The sequence below is a fragment of the Gordonia sp. ABSL11-1 genome (assembly GCF_030315685.1).
In the GTDB taxonomy this organism is placed as follows: Bacteria; Actinomycetota; Actinomycetes; order Mycobacteriales; family Mycobacteriaceae; genus Gordonia.
On the sequence record NZ_JASXSI010000008.1, the window covers coordinates 85,284 to 102,934 of the forward strand.

16 protein-coding genes are annotated in these 17,651 nt (G+C 67.8%); 12 read left to right on the forward strand and 4 right to left on the reverse strand.

Going from position 1 to position 17,651, the window contains the following annotated elements:
* Window positions 1–33: 33 nt before the first annotated feature.
* The gene (locus tag QSJ19_RS11100) at window positions 34–1,473 is read left to right on the forward strand and encodes a glycosyltransferase 87 family protein (protein ID WP_286320390.1); all 1,440 of its coding nucleotides are present in this window, start codon (window positions 34–36) and stop codon (window positions 1,471–1,473) included.
* On the opposite strand, the gene QSJ19_RS11105 is transcribed toward QSJ19_RS11100, so the two are convergent.
* The gene (locus tag QSJ19_RS11105; RefSeq protein WP_286320391.1) at window positions 1,362–1,976 is read right to left on the reverse strand and encodes a hypothetical protein; all 615 of its coding nucleotides are present in this window, start codon (window positions 1,974–1,976) and stop codon (window positions 1,362–1,364) included. The genes QSJ19_RS11100 and QSJ19_RS11105 overlap by 112 nt on opposite strands.
* 337 nt (window positions 1,977–2,313) lie before the next feature.
* On the opposite strand from QSJ19_RS11105, the gene QSJ19_RS11110 reads away from it, so the two are divergent.
* The 4 genes from QSJ19_RS11110 to hisG are packed head-to-tail and all read left to right on the forward strand — an operon-like array spanning window position 2,314 to window position 4,989.
* Complete coding sequence (locus tag QSJ19_RS11110; RefSeq protein WP_286320393.1) at window positions 2,314–3,114, forward strand: helix-turn-helix transcriptional regulator; 801 nt, start codon at window positions 2,314–2,316, stop codon at window positions 3,112–3,114.
* Window positions 3,111–3,818: an HAD family hydrolase gene (locus QSJ19_RS11115; protein ID WP_286320394.1), complete on the forward strand. Its 708-nt coding sequence runs from the start codon at window positions 3,111–3,113 to the stop codon at window positions 3,816–3,818. Before QSJ19_RS11110 ends, QSJ19_RS11115 begins: the two co-directional genes overlap by 4 nt.
* Window positions 3,819–3,824: 6 nt before the next feature.
* Complete coding sequence (locus QSJ19_RS11120; RefSeq protein ID WP_187582458.1) at window positions 3,825–4,088, forward strand: phosphoribosyl-ATP diphosphatase; 264 nt, start codon at window positions 3,825–3,827, stop codon at window positions 4,086–4,088.
* A gap of 55 nt (window positions 4,089–4,143) precedes the next feature.
* Complete coding sequence (hisG, locus tag QSJ19_RS11125; protein ID WP_286320396.1) at window positions 4,144–4,989, forward strand: ATP phosphoribosyltransferase; 846 nt, start codon at window positions 4,144–4,146, stop codon at window positions 4,987–4,989.
* Window positions 4,990–5,017: 28 nt separating this feature from the next.
* Here hisG and QSJ19_RS11130 read toward each other — a convergent pair whose 3' ends face one another.
* Window positions 5,018–5,854 carry a thioesterase family protein gene (locus tag QSJ19_RS11130; protein WP_286320397.1) on the reverse strand — a complete coding sequence of 279 codons (837 nt, stop codon included), beginning with the start codon at window positions 5,852–5,854 and terminating at the stop codon, window positions 5,018–5,020.
* A gap of 111 nt (window positions 5,855–5,965) precedes the next feature.
* A complete protein-coding gene (locus tag QSJ19_RS11135; protein WP_286320398.1) occupies window positions 5,966–6,910 on the reverse strand; it encodes a RecB family exonuclease in 945 nt (314 codons plus the stop codon).
* Between the two features lie 78 nt (window positions 6,911–6,988).
* On the opposite strand from QSJ19_RS11135, the gene QSJ19_RS11140 reads away from it, so the two are divergent.
* Together QSJ19_RS11140 and arc are read left to right on the forward strand one after the other, a co-directional pair.
* Window positions 6,989–7,834 carry a tRNA (adenine-N1)-methyltransferase gene (locus QSJ19_RS11140; RefSeq protein ID WP_286320399.1) on the forward strand — a complete coding sequence of 282 codons (846 nt, stop codon included), beginning with the start codon at window positions 6,989–6,991 and terminating at the stop codon, window positions 7,832–7,834.
* A 195-nt stretch (window positions 7,835–8,029) separates the two neighbouring features.
* Window positions 8,030–9,844, forward strand: coding sequence for a proteasome ATPase (arc, locus tag QSJ19_RS11145; protein ID WP_286320400.1), 1,815 nt, complete (start codon window positions 8,030–8,032; stop codon window positions 9,842–9,844).
* 63 nt (window positions 9,845–9,907) lie between these two features.
* Here arc and glgP read toward each other — a convergent pair whose 3' ends face one another.
* Complete coding sequence (glgP, locus tag QSJ19_RS11150) at window positions 9,908–12,577, reverse strand: alpha-glucan family phosphorylase (RefSeq protein ID WP_286320547.1); 2,670 nt, start codon at window positions 12,575–12,577, stop codon at window positions 9,908–9,910.
* A 67-nt stretch (window positions 12,578–12,644) separates the two neighbouring features.
* Between glgP and dop the strand changes: the two genes are divergently transcribed.
* From dop to pafA, 5 genes are all read left to right on the forward strand, one after another.
* The gene (gene dop / locus QSJ19_RS11155) at window positions 12,645–14,147 is read left to right on the forward strand and encodes a depupylase/deamidase Dop (RefSeq protein WP_286320401.1); all 1,503 of its coding nucleotides are present in this window, start codon (window positions 12,645–12,647) and stop codon (window positions 14,145–14,147) included.
* Window positions 14,148–14,333: 186 nt separating this feature from the next.
* On the forward strand, window positions 14,334–14,525 hold the full coding sequence (locus tag QSJ19_RS11160; RefSeq protein WP_007624191.1) for a ubiquitin-like protein Pup: 192 nt from the start codon (window positions 14,334–14,336) through the stop codon (window positions 14,523–14,525).
* Window positions 14,522–15,394 carry a proteasome subunit beta gene (gene prcB, locus QSJ19_RS11165; protein ID WP_502876138.1) on the forward strand — a complete coding sequence of 291 codons (873 nt, stop codon included), beginning with the start codon at window positions 14,522–14,524 and terminating at the stop codon, window positions 15,392–15,394. The genes QSJ19_RS11160 and prcB overlap by 4 nt, the downstream gene beginning before the upstream one ends.
* Entirely contained in the window at window positions 15,391–16,206 is an 816-nt protein-coding gene (gene prcA / locus QSJ19_RS11170) for a proteasome subunit alpha (protein ID WP_286320402.1), read from the forward strand. Before prcB ends, prcA begins: the two co-directional genes overlap by 4 nt.
* A 75-nt stretch (window positions 16,207–16,281) precedes the next feature.
* Entirely contained in the window at window positions 16,282–17,640 is a 1,359-nt protein-coding gene (gene pafA / locus QSJ19_RS11175; RefSeq protein ID WP_286320403.1) for a Pup--protein ligase, read from the forward strand.
* Window positions 17,641–17,651 lie beyond the last annotated feature (11 nt).

Genomic DNA, 17,651 nt, shown 5'->3' on the forward strand with positions numbered 1-17,651 from the left:
CGGCACCACAGGTTCGGGCCGGACAGTGGGCTGATGTCCTCGGCCATCTCCACTCTCGATCCCACAGCCACTGCCGCGCCGGTCGTCGGTGCGCAGCGTCAGTCCATCCCTCGTCGGCTCCGCTGGGCGGTGCTCGGCGTGATCGTCGTCGTCGCCCTCGGTGTCCGATGGTGGTTTCTCGACGTGGAGACACTCGACTATCGGGCCTTCCTGAGCCGTTGGTACGAGACGCTCGACGACCAGGGATTCGGCGCCTTCCGGGAGCGGTTCGCCGACTACAACTATCCGTACCTCTATCTCATCTGGCTGCTCACCGTCGTCAAGATCCCGGCTCTGGTGGGCATCAAGGCGATCTCGATCGCCTTCGACCTCGTCCTCGGGTTCTTCGCGTACCGGATCGTCGCCCTGCGAACGGACCGGTTCTGGCCACGTGCCTCGGCTTTCGGGGCCGTCCTGCTCCTGCCCTCGGTGATCGCGAACAGCTCGTACTGGGGTCAGGCCGACTCGATCTACACGGCGTGCGTCGTCGGCGGCGTGTACTTCCTCGTGCGAGCACAGCGTGACGCATGGCGCCGGAATTCGGTGTGGGCGTGCGTGTTGTTCGGTCTCGCGATCTCGTTCAAGTTGCAGGCGGTGTTCGTGCTGCCCGTACTCGCGTGGTTGCTCGTCCGTCGGCGCCTGCCGTGGTCTGCGGTGTTCGCCCTTCCGGCCGTGTATCTCGCACTCGATGTCCCGGCCGTCCTCGCGGGAGCCTCCTGGCCGACAGCGTTGTCGGTCTACCTCGATCAGACCGACAGCTACCGACAGCTCACGCTCGGCGCCGCCAACCTCTATCAGCTCATCGCGATCAACGGGGATGCGACATGGCTCGCCCATCTCGGAATCGTCTCTGCTGCAGCCATTGTCGTTCTCTTTCTGGCATGGTCGGTGTGGAGGCGCCCGGAGGTGACACCGACCTCGATTCTCGTCGTCGCGACCGCATCGTCGGTGATCGTGCCGTTCCTCCTCCCCGCGATGCACGACCGGTACTTCTACGTCGCCGAGGTCCTGACGGTCATCATGAGCTTCTATCTGCCCGCGCGGTTCGTGCTCATCCCGATCCTGGTGCAGGCCGCCGCGATAGGCGTCTACCACTCGTCACTCACCGGGGACCAGGGCCAGGCGATGGCTGGGCCGGGCGGCGGGGCCGGACCCGGCGCGGGCGAGGCGATGTCCCAGGCGGCCGGGGACGGACCAGGTGGAGCCGGGGCCGGATCCGGCGGGTCCGGGGCGTCCGGGGGTGGAGCCGGTGGGCATGGTGGACCCGGCCTCGGACGGGACGGTGGGTACACGTCGGGTCGGGGCGACGGAGAACTGGCGATCTACGCGTCGATGATGGGGCTGGCTGTGCTCGCAGTGGTGTACGCCGTGGCCGACACGTTGCGTCGCGCCGGTTCGCGCACGGGCTCTCGGGTGGGGCCGGCCGGGACCTGAGCCCCAGCCCACCAACGCACGATGTGCTCGACGACGACGGCGGGCGACCGGGCCCACTGCACGTGTCCTGCCGAATCGCCCGGCGGACACTGCTCGACCGTGTACGTCCACGACGACAACGCGTCCGGGTCGACGTAGCGTTCGAAATGGTCGGCCGCCGCGGGCGTCACCAGGCGGTCGCCGCCCAACCGGACGGCCAAGGTGGGAATCCGGATCGGCGGGCCGTCGTCGGACGGTGTCACCCCCGTCCGGACCATCCGGGCCCACTCGCGCATCAGGGTCCGCGGCGCCGGAGCCCCGAAACCCGGTGTCGGCCAATAGCCGGCGGCAGCCGTGACGGCCGGGACGGCGATGCCGGTGGCGTATTCGACCAGCCCGCCACGCGGATAGTGCCGGAACCACGGCACCGATGCGGCGACCGTGACGAGCGCATCCGGCGCCGATCCGTCCGCGCGCCGTCCGAGGATCGCGCACAGGTGCGCGCCGAGGCTGTGACCGAGCACGAGAACCGGACGGTCCGGGCGTTCGGTGCGAGCGCGGGCACCGCGGCAGCGAGATCGTCGGCCTCGTCGGCGTACGACCAGTCGTTGCCGCGCGACGCCCGCCGCGTACCGTCGCCGATCCCGCGGCGAGAGACGATTTCGACGCACCCGGCGACATCGGTCAGGCATTCCACCAGGGGGCGGTAGTACCTGCTCGGCACGGCCATCGCCGGCGAGATCAGGACGGACGGGGCGGTGGGTGACGTCGTCATGTCCGCAGCATGCGCTCGGCACAGCGGCGAATCCACTACCCGAGAGGTCATCGAGATCAGTCCCGACGCGAACTACGATGACCGTCATGGCGGTCGGCGTGGGGACATTGTTGCGGCAGTGGCGGTCACACAGGTCCATCAGCCAGCTCGACCTCGCCTACGACGTCGGTGTGTCACCCCGCCACCTCAGTTTCGTCGAGACCGGTAAGTCGACTCCGAGTCCCGGTCTCCTCGATGCGCTGGCCACTCGACTCGACATCCCGTTGCGGGAACGCAATGCGCTGCTGCTCGCGGCCGGACACGCACCCCGCTACACCGAGAAATCGATCGACGCGGCGGCCATGACGCGCATCCGCCGATCGGTCCAGCGAGTGCTCGACGCGCACCATCCGTATCCCGGCCTCGCTCTCGACCGCAGCTGGAACGTGGTGCTGGCCAACGACTCCGCGTCCGAGCTCGCTGCCCTGCTGCCCTCCGAGGTGCGCGGTCCGCCGGTCAACCTGTTCCGCGCCTCGCTGCACCCGGACGGATTCGCACACATGACCGCGAACTTCGACGCCTGGGCCGGCTACCTGCTCGACACCCTGCGACGGCTCGTCCGGGTGACCGGGGATCCCCGTCTGATCGACCTCGAGCGCGAGGTCCGCGAGTACGAGACCGTGGCCGATCTCGATCGGCGGACGGCGGCGACCACATCGAGGCGGTCGACCGAACCGGCTCTCCTCGTGCCGTTCGAACTGCTCCTCGGAGATCGCCGGCTGTCGTTCTTCACCACCCTCACCACCTTCGGCACCCCGCGCGACATCACGCTCGAGGAGATGACCATCGAGCTGTTCTACCCGGCGGACGAGACGACCGATCGTGCGGTTGCGATGATGCAGGGGTGACCGCACCCGCACCGCTCGCTCCCGCCGCCGTCCTCTGGGACATGGACGGCACACTGCTCGACTCCGAACCCCTCTGGGACATCGCGATGGCTGACCTCGCGGTGCGTCACGGCATCGTGATGAGTGCCGAACTGCGTGAGTCGACGCTGGGGAACTCCCTGCCCGACGCGATGCGCAAGGTCTACTACGCCGCCGACCTGGCCCCGGCCGATCGGGACGAGCGGGGCGACGAACGCTGGCTGCTCGACCATGTCGCCGAACTGTTCGGAGCCGGACTGCCGTGGCGTCCCGGTGCGGCAGACGTGCTCGAACTCGTCGCCGCGGCGGGACTGCCGACCGTGCTCGTGACGAACACGGTGCGCGAACTCACCGAGGTGGCGCTCGAGACCCTCGGACGGCACCGGTTCACGGCCACCATCTGTGGCGACGAGGTCGCGGTCGGCAAACCGGCGCCCGACCTGTATCTGCGTGCAGCCGAGATGGTCGGGGTCCGCCCGGGTGCGTGTCTGGCCGTCGAGGACTCACCGACCGGGACGGTCGCGGCCACGGCCGCCGGATGTCCGACGCTCGTGATCCCGTCGGCGACACCGGTTCCCCGCGGCAGCCTGCGCAGCTTCCGGGAGACGCTGGTGGGGGTGACCATGGACGACCTCACCGATGCCTGGACCGGGGAGCACCGCGGTCACCACGACATGCAAAGATGACAGATCGTGAAGACATTCGAGGAGCTGTTCGCCGAACTGGGCGACAAGGCCGCGAACCGTCCTGCGGGCAGCGGAACGGTCGCGGCCCTCGACTCCGGGATCCACACCCTCGGCAAGAAGATCATCGAGGAGGCCGGCGAGGTCTGGCTGGCCGCCGAACACGAGTCCGACGAATCGCTCGGTGAAGAGATCTCCCAGCTCGTCTACTGGCTGCAGGTGATGATGATCAAGCGGGGTCTGTCGCTGGAGGACGTGTACCGACATCTGTGACCGGGTAGTCCCGGACACGCCGTCACCCACTCACGAACTCCCTGAAGGACACACCATGTTGCGAGTCGCCGTGCCGAACAAGGGCGCACTCTCCGAATCCGCGGGCACCATCCTCGCCGAGGCCGGGTACCGCAAACGCACCGATGCCAAGGACCTGACCGTCCTCGACAACGCCAACGATGTCGAGTTCTTCTTCCTGCGTCCCAAGGACATCGCGATCTACGTCGGCGCGGGAACCCTCGATCTCGGCATCACCGGACGTGACCTCGCGCTCGACTCCGGCGCCGCGGTCGACGAACAACTGTCCATGGGCTTCGGATCGTCGACGTTCCGCTACGCCGCCCCCGCCGATCAGACCTGGTCGGTCGACGGTCTCGCCGGCACGCGTATCGCCACCTCGTATCCGAATCTGGTTCGCGCCGACCTCGATCGGCGCGGTATCGAGGCCACCATCATTCGGCTCGACGGCGCCGTCGAGATATCGATCCAGCTCGGCGTCGCCGACGCGATCGCCGACGTCGTCGGCTCCGGGCGGACTCTGCGAGCTCATGGCCTCACCGCGTTCGGTGACTCGCTGTGTGACTCCGAGGCCGTGCTGATCTCTCAGCAGGGTGTCGAACAGAGCAAGGCCGCGCGGCAGTTCATCGCGCGTGTGCAGGGCGTCGTGTTCGGTCAGCAGTATGTGATGATCGACTACGACTGCCCGCGCACTCTGCTCGAGGAGGCCTCGAAACTCACGCCGGGTCTCGAATCGCCGACCGTGGCGCCGATGGCCGATCCGGACTGGGTCGCGGTGCGCGCCATGGTTCCCCGCAAGATCCACCAGAGCCTGATGGACGAGTTGTCGGAGCTGGGCGCCAAGGCGATCCTGGCCACCGACATCCGGTCCTGCCGGTTCTGACCGGACGACCATACCGGCGGCGCCGGTGTCAACGTTCGGCCAGCAGGACCGTCTGCGCCGAACGCCCGATGAAACCACCGGCATCGTAGAGGTCGGCGAAGGTCGCACCGAAGCCCTCGGGGCCTTGGACCATGTCGGCGTCGATGCCCACCCACGGGCCGCGCGGTGTCCGGGTCAGGTGCACCGTGGTGTCGGTGTTCATCCACGTCCACTGATCCGTGTGCAACCGGGTGCCCAGCCCGTTGGCGATGTCGATGACGGTGAAGATCGACTCCAGATCCGTGATCTGCTCGCCGCCCACCAGGGAGATCGCCGGACGCACCCACACCGCCGGCGTGTCGCCGACGCGCCCCGGAATGGCCGCCGATTCGATGGAACCGATGAAACCGACTGTACCCCAGTCGACACCGAGGTCGTCGCTCTCGGTGACACCCGTCACCGGTGTCAGATCCGCGGGTCCCGGACGCAGCGGCTCCGGCTCGTGCGCCACCTGCGTGGTGTCGGCGGTGCGCAACCGCCAGCCCACCGATCGGGCGGCGAGCCGGAACGATCCGTCCGCCTGGGCGACCTCCAGATCGGTGCCGACCAGACTGATCTGGCGTCCCGGACGGATCACCTGGGTGCGCAGCCGATTCACGTCCAACCCGATCGGTCCGAGGATCTCGGTCGTGACCCGGGTGAAGCGTTGCGCGGGGGAGGGGTCGCATCTCAGGAGCGATCGCATCATCAGTCCCGATGGGGGGCCACCGTGCTGCATGGTGGATGCCCACACGCTCTGCGTCGCCTCGGTCGGTTGGAAGTATTCGTACCCCGCGTCGTGTTCGGTGGCCGGCCGATCGATCGGGACGTAATAGCAACTCTCCACGACAGCACCGTATGCCTACCGTCATAGTCGCCTGGTCCGGGGGTAGAACTCCGGGATGTGGCGCGTGGACCGCGGAGCCGATGGAACGGACCGCGGCGTGCAGGACTTCCCTTAGCCGAGGAAGCCCGGCGGTGGCCCTGGGTAGGGCGGGATCTCGCCGCCGAACTCGGGGCAGCGTGCCTTGTGCTCGCAGGAACCGCAGAGTCGGGACGTCTTCGGGCGGAAGTCGCCGGTGGCCACGGCGGCCCGGATCGCCGTCCAGATCGCCTTGAGGGTCCGGCCGAACCGGTCGAGCTCCTCGCGGTCGGGCGCGTAGGTCAGTTGCTGACCGTCGGAGAGGTACATCAGCTGCAGCCGCGCCGGGACCACGCCGCGGAGGCGAAGGATGGCGAGGGCGTAGAACTTCATCTGGAACAGTGCCTTCGCCTCGTAGGCCTCGCCCGGCGATCGTCCCGTCTTGTAGTCGACGACCCGCACCTCGCCGGTCGGGGCGACGTCGATGCGGTCGATGAACCCTCGCATGAGCACATTGTCCATGTCGATCTCGACATGCTCCTCGCAGGAATCCGCGTCGAAGGCCGTCGGGTTCTCCATCGTGTAGTAGGTCGCGATGAGTTTGTGGGCCTCCGCGAGCAGTCGCTCGGGATGCCCGTCGACGATGTCCGCCAGGTGCGGGTCGGCCTCACACATCGCCGCCCAGGCCCCCTCGACGAGGAGATCGGCCGACTCCCGTGTCCGGAGTTCGGCGGGCATGTCGAAGAGGTTCTCCAAGGCTGCGTGCACGACGGTGCCGCGGGTCTGGGCCGTCGTCGGAGTCTCCGGGAAACGGTCGATCGCGCGATACCGGTACAGCAGAGGACATTGCTTGAAGTCGGCGGCCCGCGACGGCGACAACGCCAGCGGCCGACCCACCAGACCCCGACCCGCTGACGTACTCGCCGGATCCGTCGCGGTCCGATTCGTCGCCGCCGGAGCCGTCGTCGGTCGGTTCGGCGCTGCCGTACCCGACCGCTCGACGTTGGCGGGAGCGGCCCCAGCGTCCATCGTCGTACTCACAAATGGCAGGGTAGGTCGCAACAGTGACAGGTTCGGGGATCGACACCCCTGACCCCGCCGGAAGGACCCGATCACCCGATGCCGACCACCGGCCCGTTCGACGTGGGTGACCGCGTACAGCTGACCGACGCCAAGGGACGGAAGTTCACCGTCCACCTCGAGGCGGGAAAGCTCTTCCACACCCATCGCGGCGCGATCGCGCACGATGACCTCATCGGTGCGCCCGAGGGCAGCATCGTCTCCGCGACGAGTGGCACCCAGTACCTCGCGCTGCGCCCCCTGCTCGTCGACTACGTCCTGTCGATGCCGCGCGGCGCACAGGTCATCTATCCGAAGGATGCCGCCCAGATCGTCACCGAGGGGGACATCTTCCCGGGTGCGCGGGTCCTCGAGGCGGGCGCCGGATCCGGTGCCCTGACCTGCTCACTCCTGCGCGCGGTCGGACCCGGGGGCAGCGTGACCTCCTACGAGGTCCGCGACGATCACGCCGAGCATGCGGTCCGCAACGTCGACACCTTCTTCTCGGGTCATCCGGACAACTGGGACCTCGTGGTCGACGACCTGGCTCATCTCGACGTGGAGAACCTCGCCGAGGGGCGTCGCTACGACCGCATCGTCCTCGACATGCTGGCCCCGTGGGAGCCCCTCGACGTCGTCCGGCGGGCGATCACCCCGGGCGGGGTGCTGATCATCTATGTGGCAACAGTCACTCAGTTGTCGCGGATCATCGAGGCCGTGCGCGAGCAGGAGTGCTGGACTGAGCCCCGGGCGTGGGAATCGCTGGTCCGTGACTGGAGTGCCGTGGGCCTGGCGGTCCGTCCGGAACACAAAATGCAAGGCCACACCGCCTTTCTGATCACCACCCGGCGCCTCGCCGACGGTGTCACCACGCTGCGTCCGCAGCGCCGCCCGACACGCGGCTGACCGACCTTGCGCTCGGGCTGCGTGTAAGCCGTAACGGGTCGAAACGTCGCGAATACGTTGCGAATACGTAGAATTAACAACCCGTCAACATCGCGGATTGCGCGGTGCACGGCGTTTTCACGGCCGCACCGGTAGCGTGGGGATACGGCGCAAACACTTCATGTGGAGAGTGTTTGCCGGGGAGAGGAGTCAGTAATGACCGAATCTGACCGCCAGGGTGCCGGTGGCGCCGAACACTCCGGGGCCTCGGGAGTCCGAGACCAGGGACCCGACGACTCCGCCCAGCTGCCCGACGAGGGTTTCGTCCCCGCGTACGCCTCGCCGATCGCACGGGCCGAGTCCGGACGCCCGAACTTCGGTCGGCCCGCGGACAAGGATCTGCAGGAACGCGTCGACAACCTGACCGCACGTAATGCCAAGCTGCTCGACACGCTCAAGGAGGCGCGGCAGCAACTGGTGGCCCTGCGTGAGGAGGTCGACCGCCTCGGTCAGCCGCCGAGCGGATACGGCGTCCTGCTGGAGATCTACCCCGACAGCACCGTCGACGTCTTCACCTCCGGCCGCAAGATGCGCCTCACGTGCTCGCCGAACATCGATCTCGATGCATTGCACAAGGGGCAGACACTGCGTCTGAACGAGGCGCTCACGATCGTCGAGGCGTGCGAGTTCGATTCGGTCGGGGAGATCAGCACACTGCGTGAGATTCTCGGCGACGGCCGACGCGCACTGGTCGTCGGCCACGCCGACGAAGAGCGTGTCGTCTGGCTGGCCGAACCACTGCTGGGTGAGGTCGACGGCGAGGACGGCAAGCGCCGCAAGCTGCGGCCGGGTGACTCGCTACTGATCGACACCAAGGCCGGCTTCGCGTTCGAGCGCGTGCCCAAGGCCGAGGTCGAGGACCTGGTGCTCGAGGAGGTTCCCGACGTCGGCTACGAGGACATCGGTGGTCTCGGCCGTCAGATCGAGCAGATCCGCGACGCCGTCGAGCTGCCGTTCCTGCACAAGGACCTGTTCCGCGACTATGCGCTGCGCCCGCCCAAGGGGGTGCTGCTCTACGGTCCGCCCGGCTGTGGCAAGACGCTCATCGCCAAGGCGGTCGCCAACTCGCTGGCCAAGAAGATCGCGCAGGTGCGCGGCGACGATGCCAAGGAGGCGAAGTCCTACTTCCTGAACATCAAGGGTCCCGAGCTGCTCAACAAGTTCGTCGGTGAGACCGAGCGACACATCCGCCTGATCTTCCAACGGGCACGGGAGAAGGCGTCCGAGGGCACCCCGGTGATCGTGTTCTTCGACGAGATGGACTCGATCTTCCGGACCCGCGGGTCCGGTGTGTCGTCGGACGTGGAGACGACCGTCGTCCCGCAGCTGCTCAGCGAGATCGACGGGGTCGAAGGTCTCGAGAACGTCATCGTGATCGGTGCGTCCAACCGTGAGGACATGATCGATCCGGCCATCCTGCGGCCCGGTCGTCTGGACGTGAAGATCAAGATCGAACGGCCCGACGCGGAGTCGGCGATGGACATCTTCTCGAAGTACCTCACCGAGACGCTCCCGGTGCACGCCGACGACCTCAACGAGTTCGGCGGCGACCGCACGGCCTGCGTCAACGCGATGATCGAGAAGGTCGTCGAGCGGATGTATGCGGAGAGTGACGACAACCGGTTCCTCGAGGTCACCTACGCCAACGGCGACAAGGAGATCATGTACTTCAAGGACTTCAACTCGGGCGCGATGATCCAGAACGTCGTCGACCGGTCGAAGAAGTACGCGATCAAGTCCCAGTTGGAGACCGGCGCACCGGGTCTGCGGGTCCAGCACCTGTTCGACTCGATCCTCGACGAGTTCGCCGAGAACGAGGACCTGCCCAACACGACCAACCCGGACGACTGGGCGCGGATCTCCGGCAAGAAGGGTGAGCGGATCGTCTACATCCGCACCCTGGTCACCGGCAAGAGCGCGGGCGCGAGCCGCGCGATCGACACCGAGACCAACACCGGCCAGTACCTGTAGGCACGTCACACGACAGAGGGCCGACACCCGCAACGGGGAGTCGGCCCTCTGTCGTCGGACTGCTCAGGATGCGCCGGGCACCAGCACGGTCTCCGTACGACTGGGTCCGGCGTCGTCCGCGGTGCCCACCGGGTATCGGACCAGACCCAGCTCGGCGTCGTCGGACAGCTGCGGATGCCGGGGGAGGACCCGCGCGGTGTACCCGTGGCGACCCGATCGGGTCGGCGTCACGGCCGCTGCGAAGAGGGTGCGCCCGGACGGATCCACCGCACCGGTCGGCGACATCGCGACCGCTATCGGCTCCCGGATCTCACCGTCGTCGGTGACCCGGCCGACCAGCGCCTGGACCGCGACCTCGTCGGGGGTGAGCTCGCCGAGCGCGACGTGGGCGGTCAGGGTCAGGCTCGCCGGCCGAGCGCGATCGTCGCCGCCGGTTCCGCTCACGGGGGAGTCGGCCGCGGTCTCCGTCCAGCCGGACTCGTCGAGGCCCGCGATCTGCACGGCGGTCCACCCGCGGTCGAGCAGTTGTCGGTAGGACGCGAGATCCCGTGCGGGCGCGTACGCGTCGGCGCAGATCGAGGCGTATTGCGTCGCCGCCGGGCCGTAGAGCGCAGTCGTGTACTCGCGCACCATACGGGAGGCCTGGACGTCCGGGCCGAGCCGACTCACGGTGTGCCGGACCATCTCCACCCAACGCTCCGGCACACCGTCGGCAGACCGGTTGTAGAACAACGGGATCACCGATTCCTCGAGCAGTTCGTAGAGTGCCTCCGCCTCGAGGTCGTCGCGCCGATGGTCGTCGGTGACGCCCTCCGCCGACGGAATCGCCCAACCGTTCTCGCCGTCGGCCATCTCATCCCACCAGCCGTCGAGGATCGACAGATTCAGACCGCCGTTCATCGCCGACTTCATCCCTGACGTCCCGCACGCCTCCATCGGACGCACGGGGTTGTTCAGCCAGACATCGCAGCCCGCGTAGATGTCACGCGCCATGGAGATGTCGTAATCCGGCAGGAAGACGATGCGCTCGCGCAGCTCGGGGTCCTCGGTGAACCGGACCACCTGCTGGATGAGGGATTTGCCGCCGTCGTCGGCCGGATGGGCCTTGCCGGCGATCACCAACTGCACCGGACGATCGGGGTCGGTGAGGATCCGCCGCATCCGCTCCGGATCGCGCAACATGAGCGTCAGCCGCTTGTAGGTCGCGGCGCGGCGGGCGAACCCGATGGTCAGCGCCGCCGGATCGAAGATGTCGGCTGTCCAGCCGAGCTCGGCGTCGCTGAACCCGCGGTCACGACCGCTGGCGTGGGTCCGCCGCCGGACCTCGTCGACCAGGTGTGCCCGCATGTCCGAGCGCAGGCGCCAGATCTCGTCGGAGGAGAGCGAGGTCACGGCTCTCGCGACCGCTTCCTCGTCGCCACCGGCGGCCTCCTGCCACCGGCGGGCGGTCCAGGTCGGACCGTGGACGCCGTTGGTGACCGAGCCGATCGGCACCTCGTCGCTGTCGAAGCCCGGCCAGAGGTCGGCGAACATCTCGCGGCTGACGGCGCCGTGCAGGCGCGACACCCCGTTGCTGCGTTGCCCGAGACGAAAACCCATGTGCGCCATGTTGAACACACCCGGATCACCCTCGTCGCCGAGATCGACCACGGTCGCCACCGACAGGCCCGGAAGCAATCGCGACGTCCCCGTCCCGTCACCGTCGAGGTAGTGGCGCACCATGTCGCGCGGGAACCGGTCGATCCCGGCGGGCACCGGCGTGTGCGTGGTGAAGATGTTCGACGCGCGCACGACCGCCTCGGCGGTGTCGAAATCGAGACCGGCCGGGCCGCTGGACAGTTCCCGGATCCGTTCCACACCCAGGAACCCGGCGTGCCCCTCGTTCATGTGGAACACCGACGGTTCCGGATGGCCGGTGATCCGCACGTACTCGCGGACGGCACGCACGCCCCCGATGCCGAGGAGGATCTCCTGTTTGATCCGGTGATCCTGATCCCCGCCGTAGAGGCGATCGGTGACCCCGCGGAGTTCCTCGACGTTCGCCGGGACGTCGGCGTCGAGCAACAGCAGCGGGATCCGGCCGACGGTGGCGACCCAGACCTGGGCCCGGAGGGTGCGCTCGCCCGGCATCGCGATGGACACCACGACCGGGTCGCCGTCGTCGGTGAGCAGGGTGAGCGGCAGGGACGTCGGGTCGTTGACCGGGTACCGCTCGATCTGCCATCCGTCGCGGGAGAGACTCTGGTGGAAGTAGCCCGACCGGTAGAACAGTCCGACACCGATCAGGGGCAGCCCGAGATCCGAGGCCGCCTTCAGGTGGTCGCCGGCGAGGATGCCGAGGCCGCCGGAGTAGATGGGCAGCACCTCGGAGATGCCGAACTCCATCGAGAAGTATGCGATGGCTTGCGGCGCAACCTGTTCCGACGACAACCCGCTGGCGTAGTCGGCGAACCAGCGCGGCTCGCCGGTGTAGCGGGCGAGGTCGTCGCGCACGGCGGCCAGGCGATCGAGGAAGTCACGGTCGGCGGCCAGCTGGGCGAGACGCGCGGGGTCGATCTCGGCCAGCAGCCGCAGGGGATCCCCGGTCTGTGACCACAGGTCGGGGTCGAGAATCGCGAACAGATCCTGGGTGGGCTGATGCCATGCCCAGCGGAGGTTGTGGGCGAGTCGGGAGAGGTCGGCGAGCTCGGTCGGCAGGGGCACCCGAACCGTGAACCGGCGGAAGGCTTTCACCGCGTAGACGCTACCCAGACCGGGGCGAGGGTGCGACCGGTACCAGATGAACATCTACGCTCGTAGCATGCAGCGAATCATCGGCACCGAGGTCGAGTACGGGATCTCCGCTCCCGGCGACCCGACCGCGAACCCGATCATGACGTCGACCCAGGCGGTGCTGGCCTATGCCGCCGCCGCCGGGGTACCACGCGCCAAGCGCACCCGATGGGACTACGAGGTGGAGTCGCCCCTGCGTGACGCCCGCGGATTCGACCTCGGTCGGGGATCGGGCCCGGCCCCGATCATCGACGCCGACGAGATCGGCGCCGCCAACATGATCCTCACCAACGGCGCCCGCCTGTACGTCGACCACGCCCATCCGGAGTACTCGGCTCCCGAGGTCACCGATCCGATGGATGCGGTGATCTGGGACAAGGCAGGTGAGCGGGTCATGGAGGCCGCCGCGCGTCACGTGGCGAGTGTGCCGGGCGCTCCGCGCCTGCAGTTGTACAAGAACAACATCGACGGCAAGGGTGCGTCCTACGGCACCCACGAGAACTACCTGATGAACCGCGAGACGCCGTTCACCGCGGTGATCGCGGGTCTCACCACGTTCTTCGCGTCTCGACAGGTCATCACCGGATCCGGCCGGGTCGGCATCGGCCAATCGGGCGACGAGTCCGGCTACCAGCTGTCGCAACGTTCGGACTACATCGAGGTCGAGGTCGGCCTGGAGACCACCCTCAAGCGCGGCATCATCAACACCCGCGACGAGCCCCACGCCGACCCCGAGCGGTATCGCCGACTGCACGTGATCATCGGCGACGCCAACCTCGCCGAGACGGCGACCTACCTGAAGGTCGGCACGACCGCGCTCGTGCTCGACCTCATCGAGGCGGGTGTGGACTTCTCCGACATCGAACTGGCCCGTCCGGTGCAGGCGGTGCACACGATCAGTCACGACCCGGGGCTGTCGGCGACCGTCGCCCTCACCGATGGACGCGAGTTGACGGCGCTCGCCCTGCAGCGCGAGTACCTCGAGCGCTGCATGAAGTTCCACGACGCCGAACACAGCGACGACGAGCGCGCCGCCCATGTCCTCGAGACGTGGGCCGACGTCCTCGACCGACTCGAGCGGGATCCGATGGAGTGCGCCGACATCCTCGACTGGCCGGCGAAGCTGCGGATCCTGGAAGGGTTCCGTCAGCGGGAGGGCCTGGGGTGGTCGGCGCCCCGGCTCCAGCTGATCGACCTGCAGTACTCCGACGTCCGACTCGACAAGGGGCTCTACAACCGGCTCGTCGCGCGCGGCTCGATGAAGCGACTCGTCGACGAGACCGACGTGATGCGAGCGATCAGTCAGCCCCCGGAGAACACCCGCGCCTACTTCCGTGGCGAATGTCTGCGCCGATTCGGCGCCGACGTCGCCGCGGCGAGTTGGGACTCGGTCATCTTCGATCTCGGTGGCGACTCGCTGGTGCGGATCCCGACGCTCGAACCACTCCGCGGCACGCGGGCACATGTCGGGAAACTGTTGGACTCGGTGGCCTCCGCCGCCGACCTCGTCGACCAGCTCACCACGACCTGACCGACCACCCCGGCGACGCGGCGCCGCGGGCGTGTTCGCTTCCGCCCGCACGGCCGAGGACACCGGTAGTGTGTGGAAATAATGATCGTCAGGCCCGGCCACGTAGACGCCGGGTCGGTGGCCGAGAAGGACGGATCGGTGCCGGGGACGCAGCACGCGTCGCGGGTGAGTCGAAGGAGGCAGCAGATGGCGCAGGAACAGACCAAGCGCGGTGGCGGCGACGACGATGGTGACATCGGTTCGGACGGCGGCGCCGGCCAGGAACGTCGCGAAAAGCTTGCCGAGGACACCGACGACCTGCTCGACGAGATCGACGACGTGCTCGAGGAGAACGCCGAGGACTTCGTCCGCGCCTATGTGCAGAAGGGCGGCCAGTGAGCGACCGGTTCACATCACCAGGTTCCTCAACCCCATTCCACTCCACCCTCCCGCTGCGCGCGGACATCTCGTCCTTCGCCGACTACCTACGTGAGCATGCTCCCGAGCAGCTCCCGCACAACCGGGTGGACCCGATGAGCATCCGCGCCGACGCTGCCGCCGACATCCCGCACGGCACCACGATCGTCGCGGTGTCGTTCGCGGGCGGTGTCGTGCTGGCCGGTGATCGTCGCGCGACGATGGGCAACCTCATCGCCACCCGCGACGTCCAGAAGGTGTACATCACCGACGAGTACTCGGCGGCCGGGATCGCCGGCACGGCGGGCATCGCGATCGAGATGGTGCGGTTGTTCGCGGTAGAGCTCGAGCACTACGAGAAGATCGAGGGCGTCCCGCTGACGCTGGACGGCAAGGTCAGTCGTCTCGCGTCGATGGTGCGCGGCAACCTCGGCGCCGCGATGCAGGGCCTCGCGGCGGTGCCGCTGCTCGTGGGTTTCGACATCGATCACGACGATCCCAACGAACGCGGGCGGATCTTCTCCTTCGACATCGCAGGCGACCGGCACGAGGAGTTCGGCGGTTATCAGGCGATCGGCTCCGGGTCGATGTTCGCGAAGTCGTCGCTGAAGAAGCTCTACCGCGCGGACCTCGACGCCGACAGCGCGCTCGCGGTCGCCGTCGAGTCGCTGTACGACGCGGCCGACGACGATTCGGCGACCGGTGGCCCCGACATCGTGCGCAAGATCTTCCCGACCGCCGTCATCGTCGGTGCGCAGGGTGCACGCGAGGTCGAGCCGGAGGCGATCGAGGCCGCCGCGCGTGCCGTCGTCGAACGACGGGCCGCCGAGCACGGGGGGGAGGCGCGATGACGTTCCCGTATTACGCCAGTGCCGAACAGATCATGCGCGATCGCTCGGAGCTGGCCCGCAAGGGCATCGCCCGCGGACGCAGCGTCATCGCGCTCACGTACGCCGACGGTGTGCTGTTCGTCGCGGAGAATCCGTCGAACACCCTGCGCAAGACCAGCGAGATCTACGATCGCATCGGGTTCGCCGCGGTCGGCAAGTACAACGAGTTCGAGAGTCTGCGCAAGGCGGGCATCCAGCTCGCCGACATGCGTGGCTACAGCTACGACCGCGCCGACGTGTCCGCGTTGTCGTTGGCCAACACCTACGCCAACGCCCTCGGTTCGGTGTTCACCGAGCAGGCCAAGCCGTACGAGGTGGAGCTGTGCGTCGCAGAGGTCGCCAAGTTCGGGAAGCCGCGTCCGTCGCAGCTGTACCGGATCTCCTACGACGGGTCGATCGCGGACGAAACACGCTTTCTCGTGATGGGCGGCGCGAACGACGCGATCACCGCCGCATTGCGCGAGTCCTATGAACCCGATCTCGATCTGTCGGCCGCGCTGTCGGTCGCCGTCGCCGCGCTCGCCACGCCGGTGGAGTCGGGGAGCAGCGGCTCGTCGGGAAGCTCGTCGGCGCCGCCCGCCGCCCCGCGTGAGCTCGCCGCGTCCGATCTCGAGGTCGCAATCCTCGATCGCAACCGTCCGCGCCGCGCGTTCCGCCGGATCACCAACGCCGTGCTGGCCGATCTGATGCCCGCGCCCGAGACGACGTCGTCGGCGCCCGAGGCCGACGCGTCCGCCGACACCGGATCGTCCACGGACGACAGCGGAGCCTGACCGCCACGACCCGGCCTCGCGACCTGCCGTCGCGTCGCCGGGTCTGTGCGGTTCTCCCCGGGTAGGGTTGACCCTGTGCAGCGTCGAATCATGGGTATCGAGACCGAATTCGGTGTCACGTGTACCTTTCACGGCCATCGTCGACTGAGCCCGGACGAGGTCGCCCGGTATCTGTTCCGGCGGGTGGTGTCGTGGGGACGCTCCTCCAACGTGTTCCTGCAGAACGGCGCACGCCTCTACCTCGACGTGGGTTCCCATCCGGAGTACGCGACCGCGGAATGCGACAGCCTGATCCAGCTGATCAACCATGACCGTGCGGGTGAACTCGTGCTCGAGGATCTGCTCATCGATGCGGAACAACGCCTCGCCGACGAGGGCATCGGTGGCGACATCTATCTGTTCAAGAACAACACCGACTCGGCCGGAAACTCCTACGGCTGTCACGAGAACTACCTCGTGGTGCGGGCCGGGGAGTTCTCCCGGATCTCCGACGTCCTGCTCCCGTTCCTGGTCACGCGACAGTTGATCTGCGGCGCGGGCAAGGTGCTGCAGACCCCGAAGGCGGCGACGTTCTGCCTGTCGCAGCGCGCCGAGCACATCTGGGAGGGCGTGTCGTCAGCGACCACGCGCTCGCGCCCGATCATCAACACCCGCGACGAGCCGCATGCCGACGCCGAGAAATATCGCCGGCTGCACGTGATCGTCGGCGACTCGAACATGGCGGAGATGACGACCTTGCTGAAGGTCGGCTCGGCGGCGCTGGTCCTCGAGATGATCGAGGCCGGGGTGTCGTTCCGCGATTTCGCCCTCGACAACCCGATCCGGGCGATCCGCGAGGTCAGCCATGATCCCACCGGTCGCAGGCCCGTCCGGCTCGCGGGTGGCCGACAGGCGAACGCGCTCGACATCCAGCGGGAGTATCACGCCCGTGCCGTCGAGCACATGACCAACCGGCGACCTGATCCGGAGATGGACAAGGTCGTCGACCTGTGGGGCCGCATGCTCGATGCAGTCGAGAGCGGCGACTTCTCCACCGTCGACACCGAAGTCGACTGGGTGATCAAGCGCAAGCTGTTCCAGCGATATCAGGACCGCTACTCGATGGAGCTGTCGGATCCGAAGATCGCGCAGCTCGACCTCGCCTTCCACGACATCAAGCGCGGACGTGGTGTGTTCGACGTCCTCACCCGCAAGGGATTGGTCGCCCGCGCCACCACCGACGAGGACATCGCCACCGCGGTCAACGAGCCGCCACAGACCACCCGGGCGAAACTGCGGGGCGACTTCATCTCCGCCGCGCAGAAGGCGGGCCGGGACTTCACGGTCGACTGGGTGCACCTCAAGCTGAACGACCAGGCGCAGCGAACGGTGTTGTGCAAGGACCCGTTCCGCAGCGTCGACGAGCGAGTCGACCGTCTGATCGCATCGATGTGACCGTAAGCTGT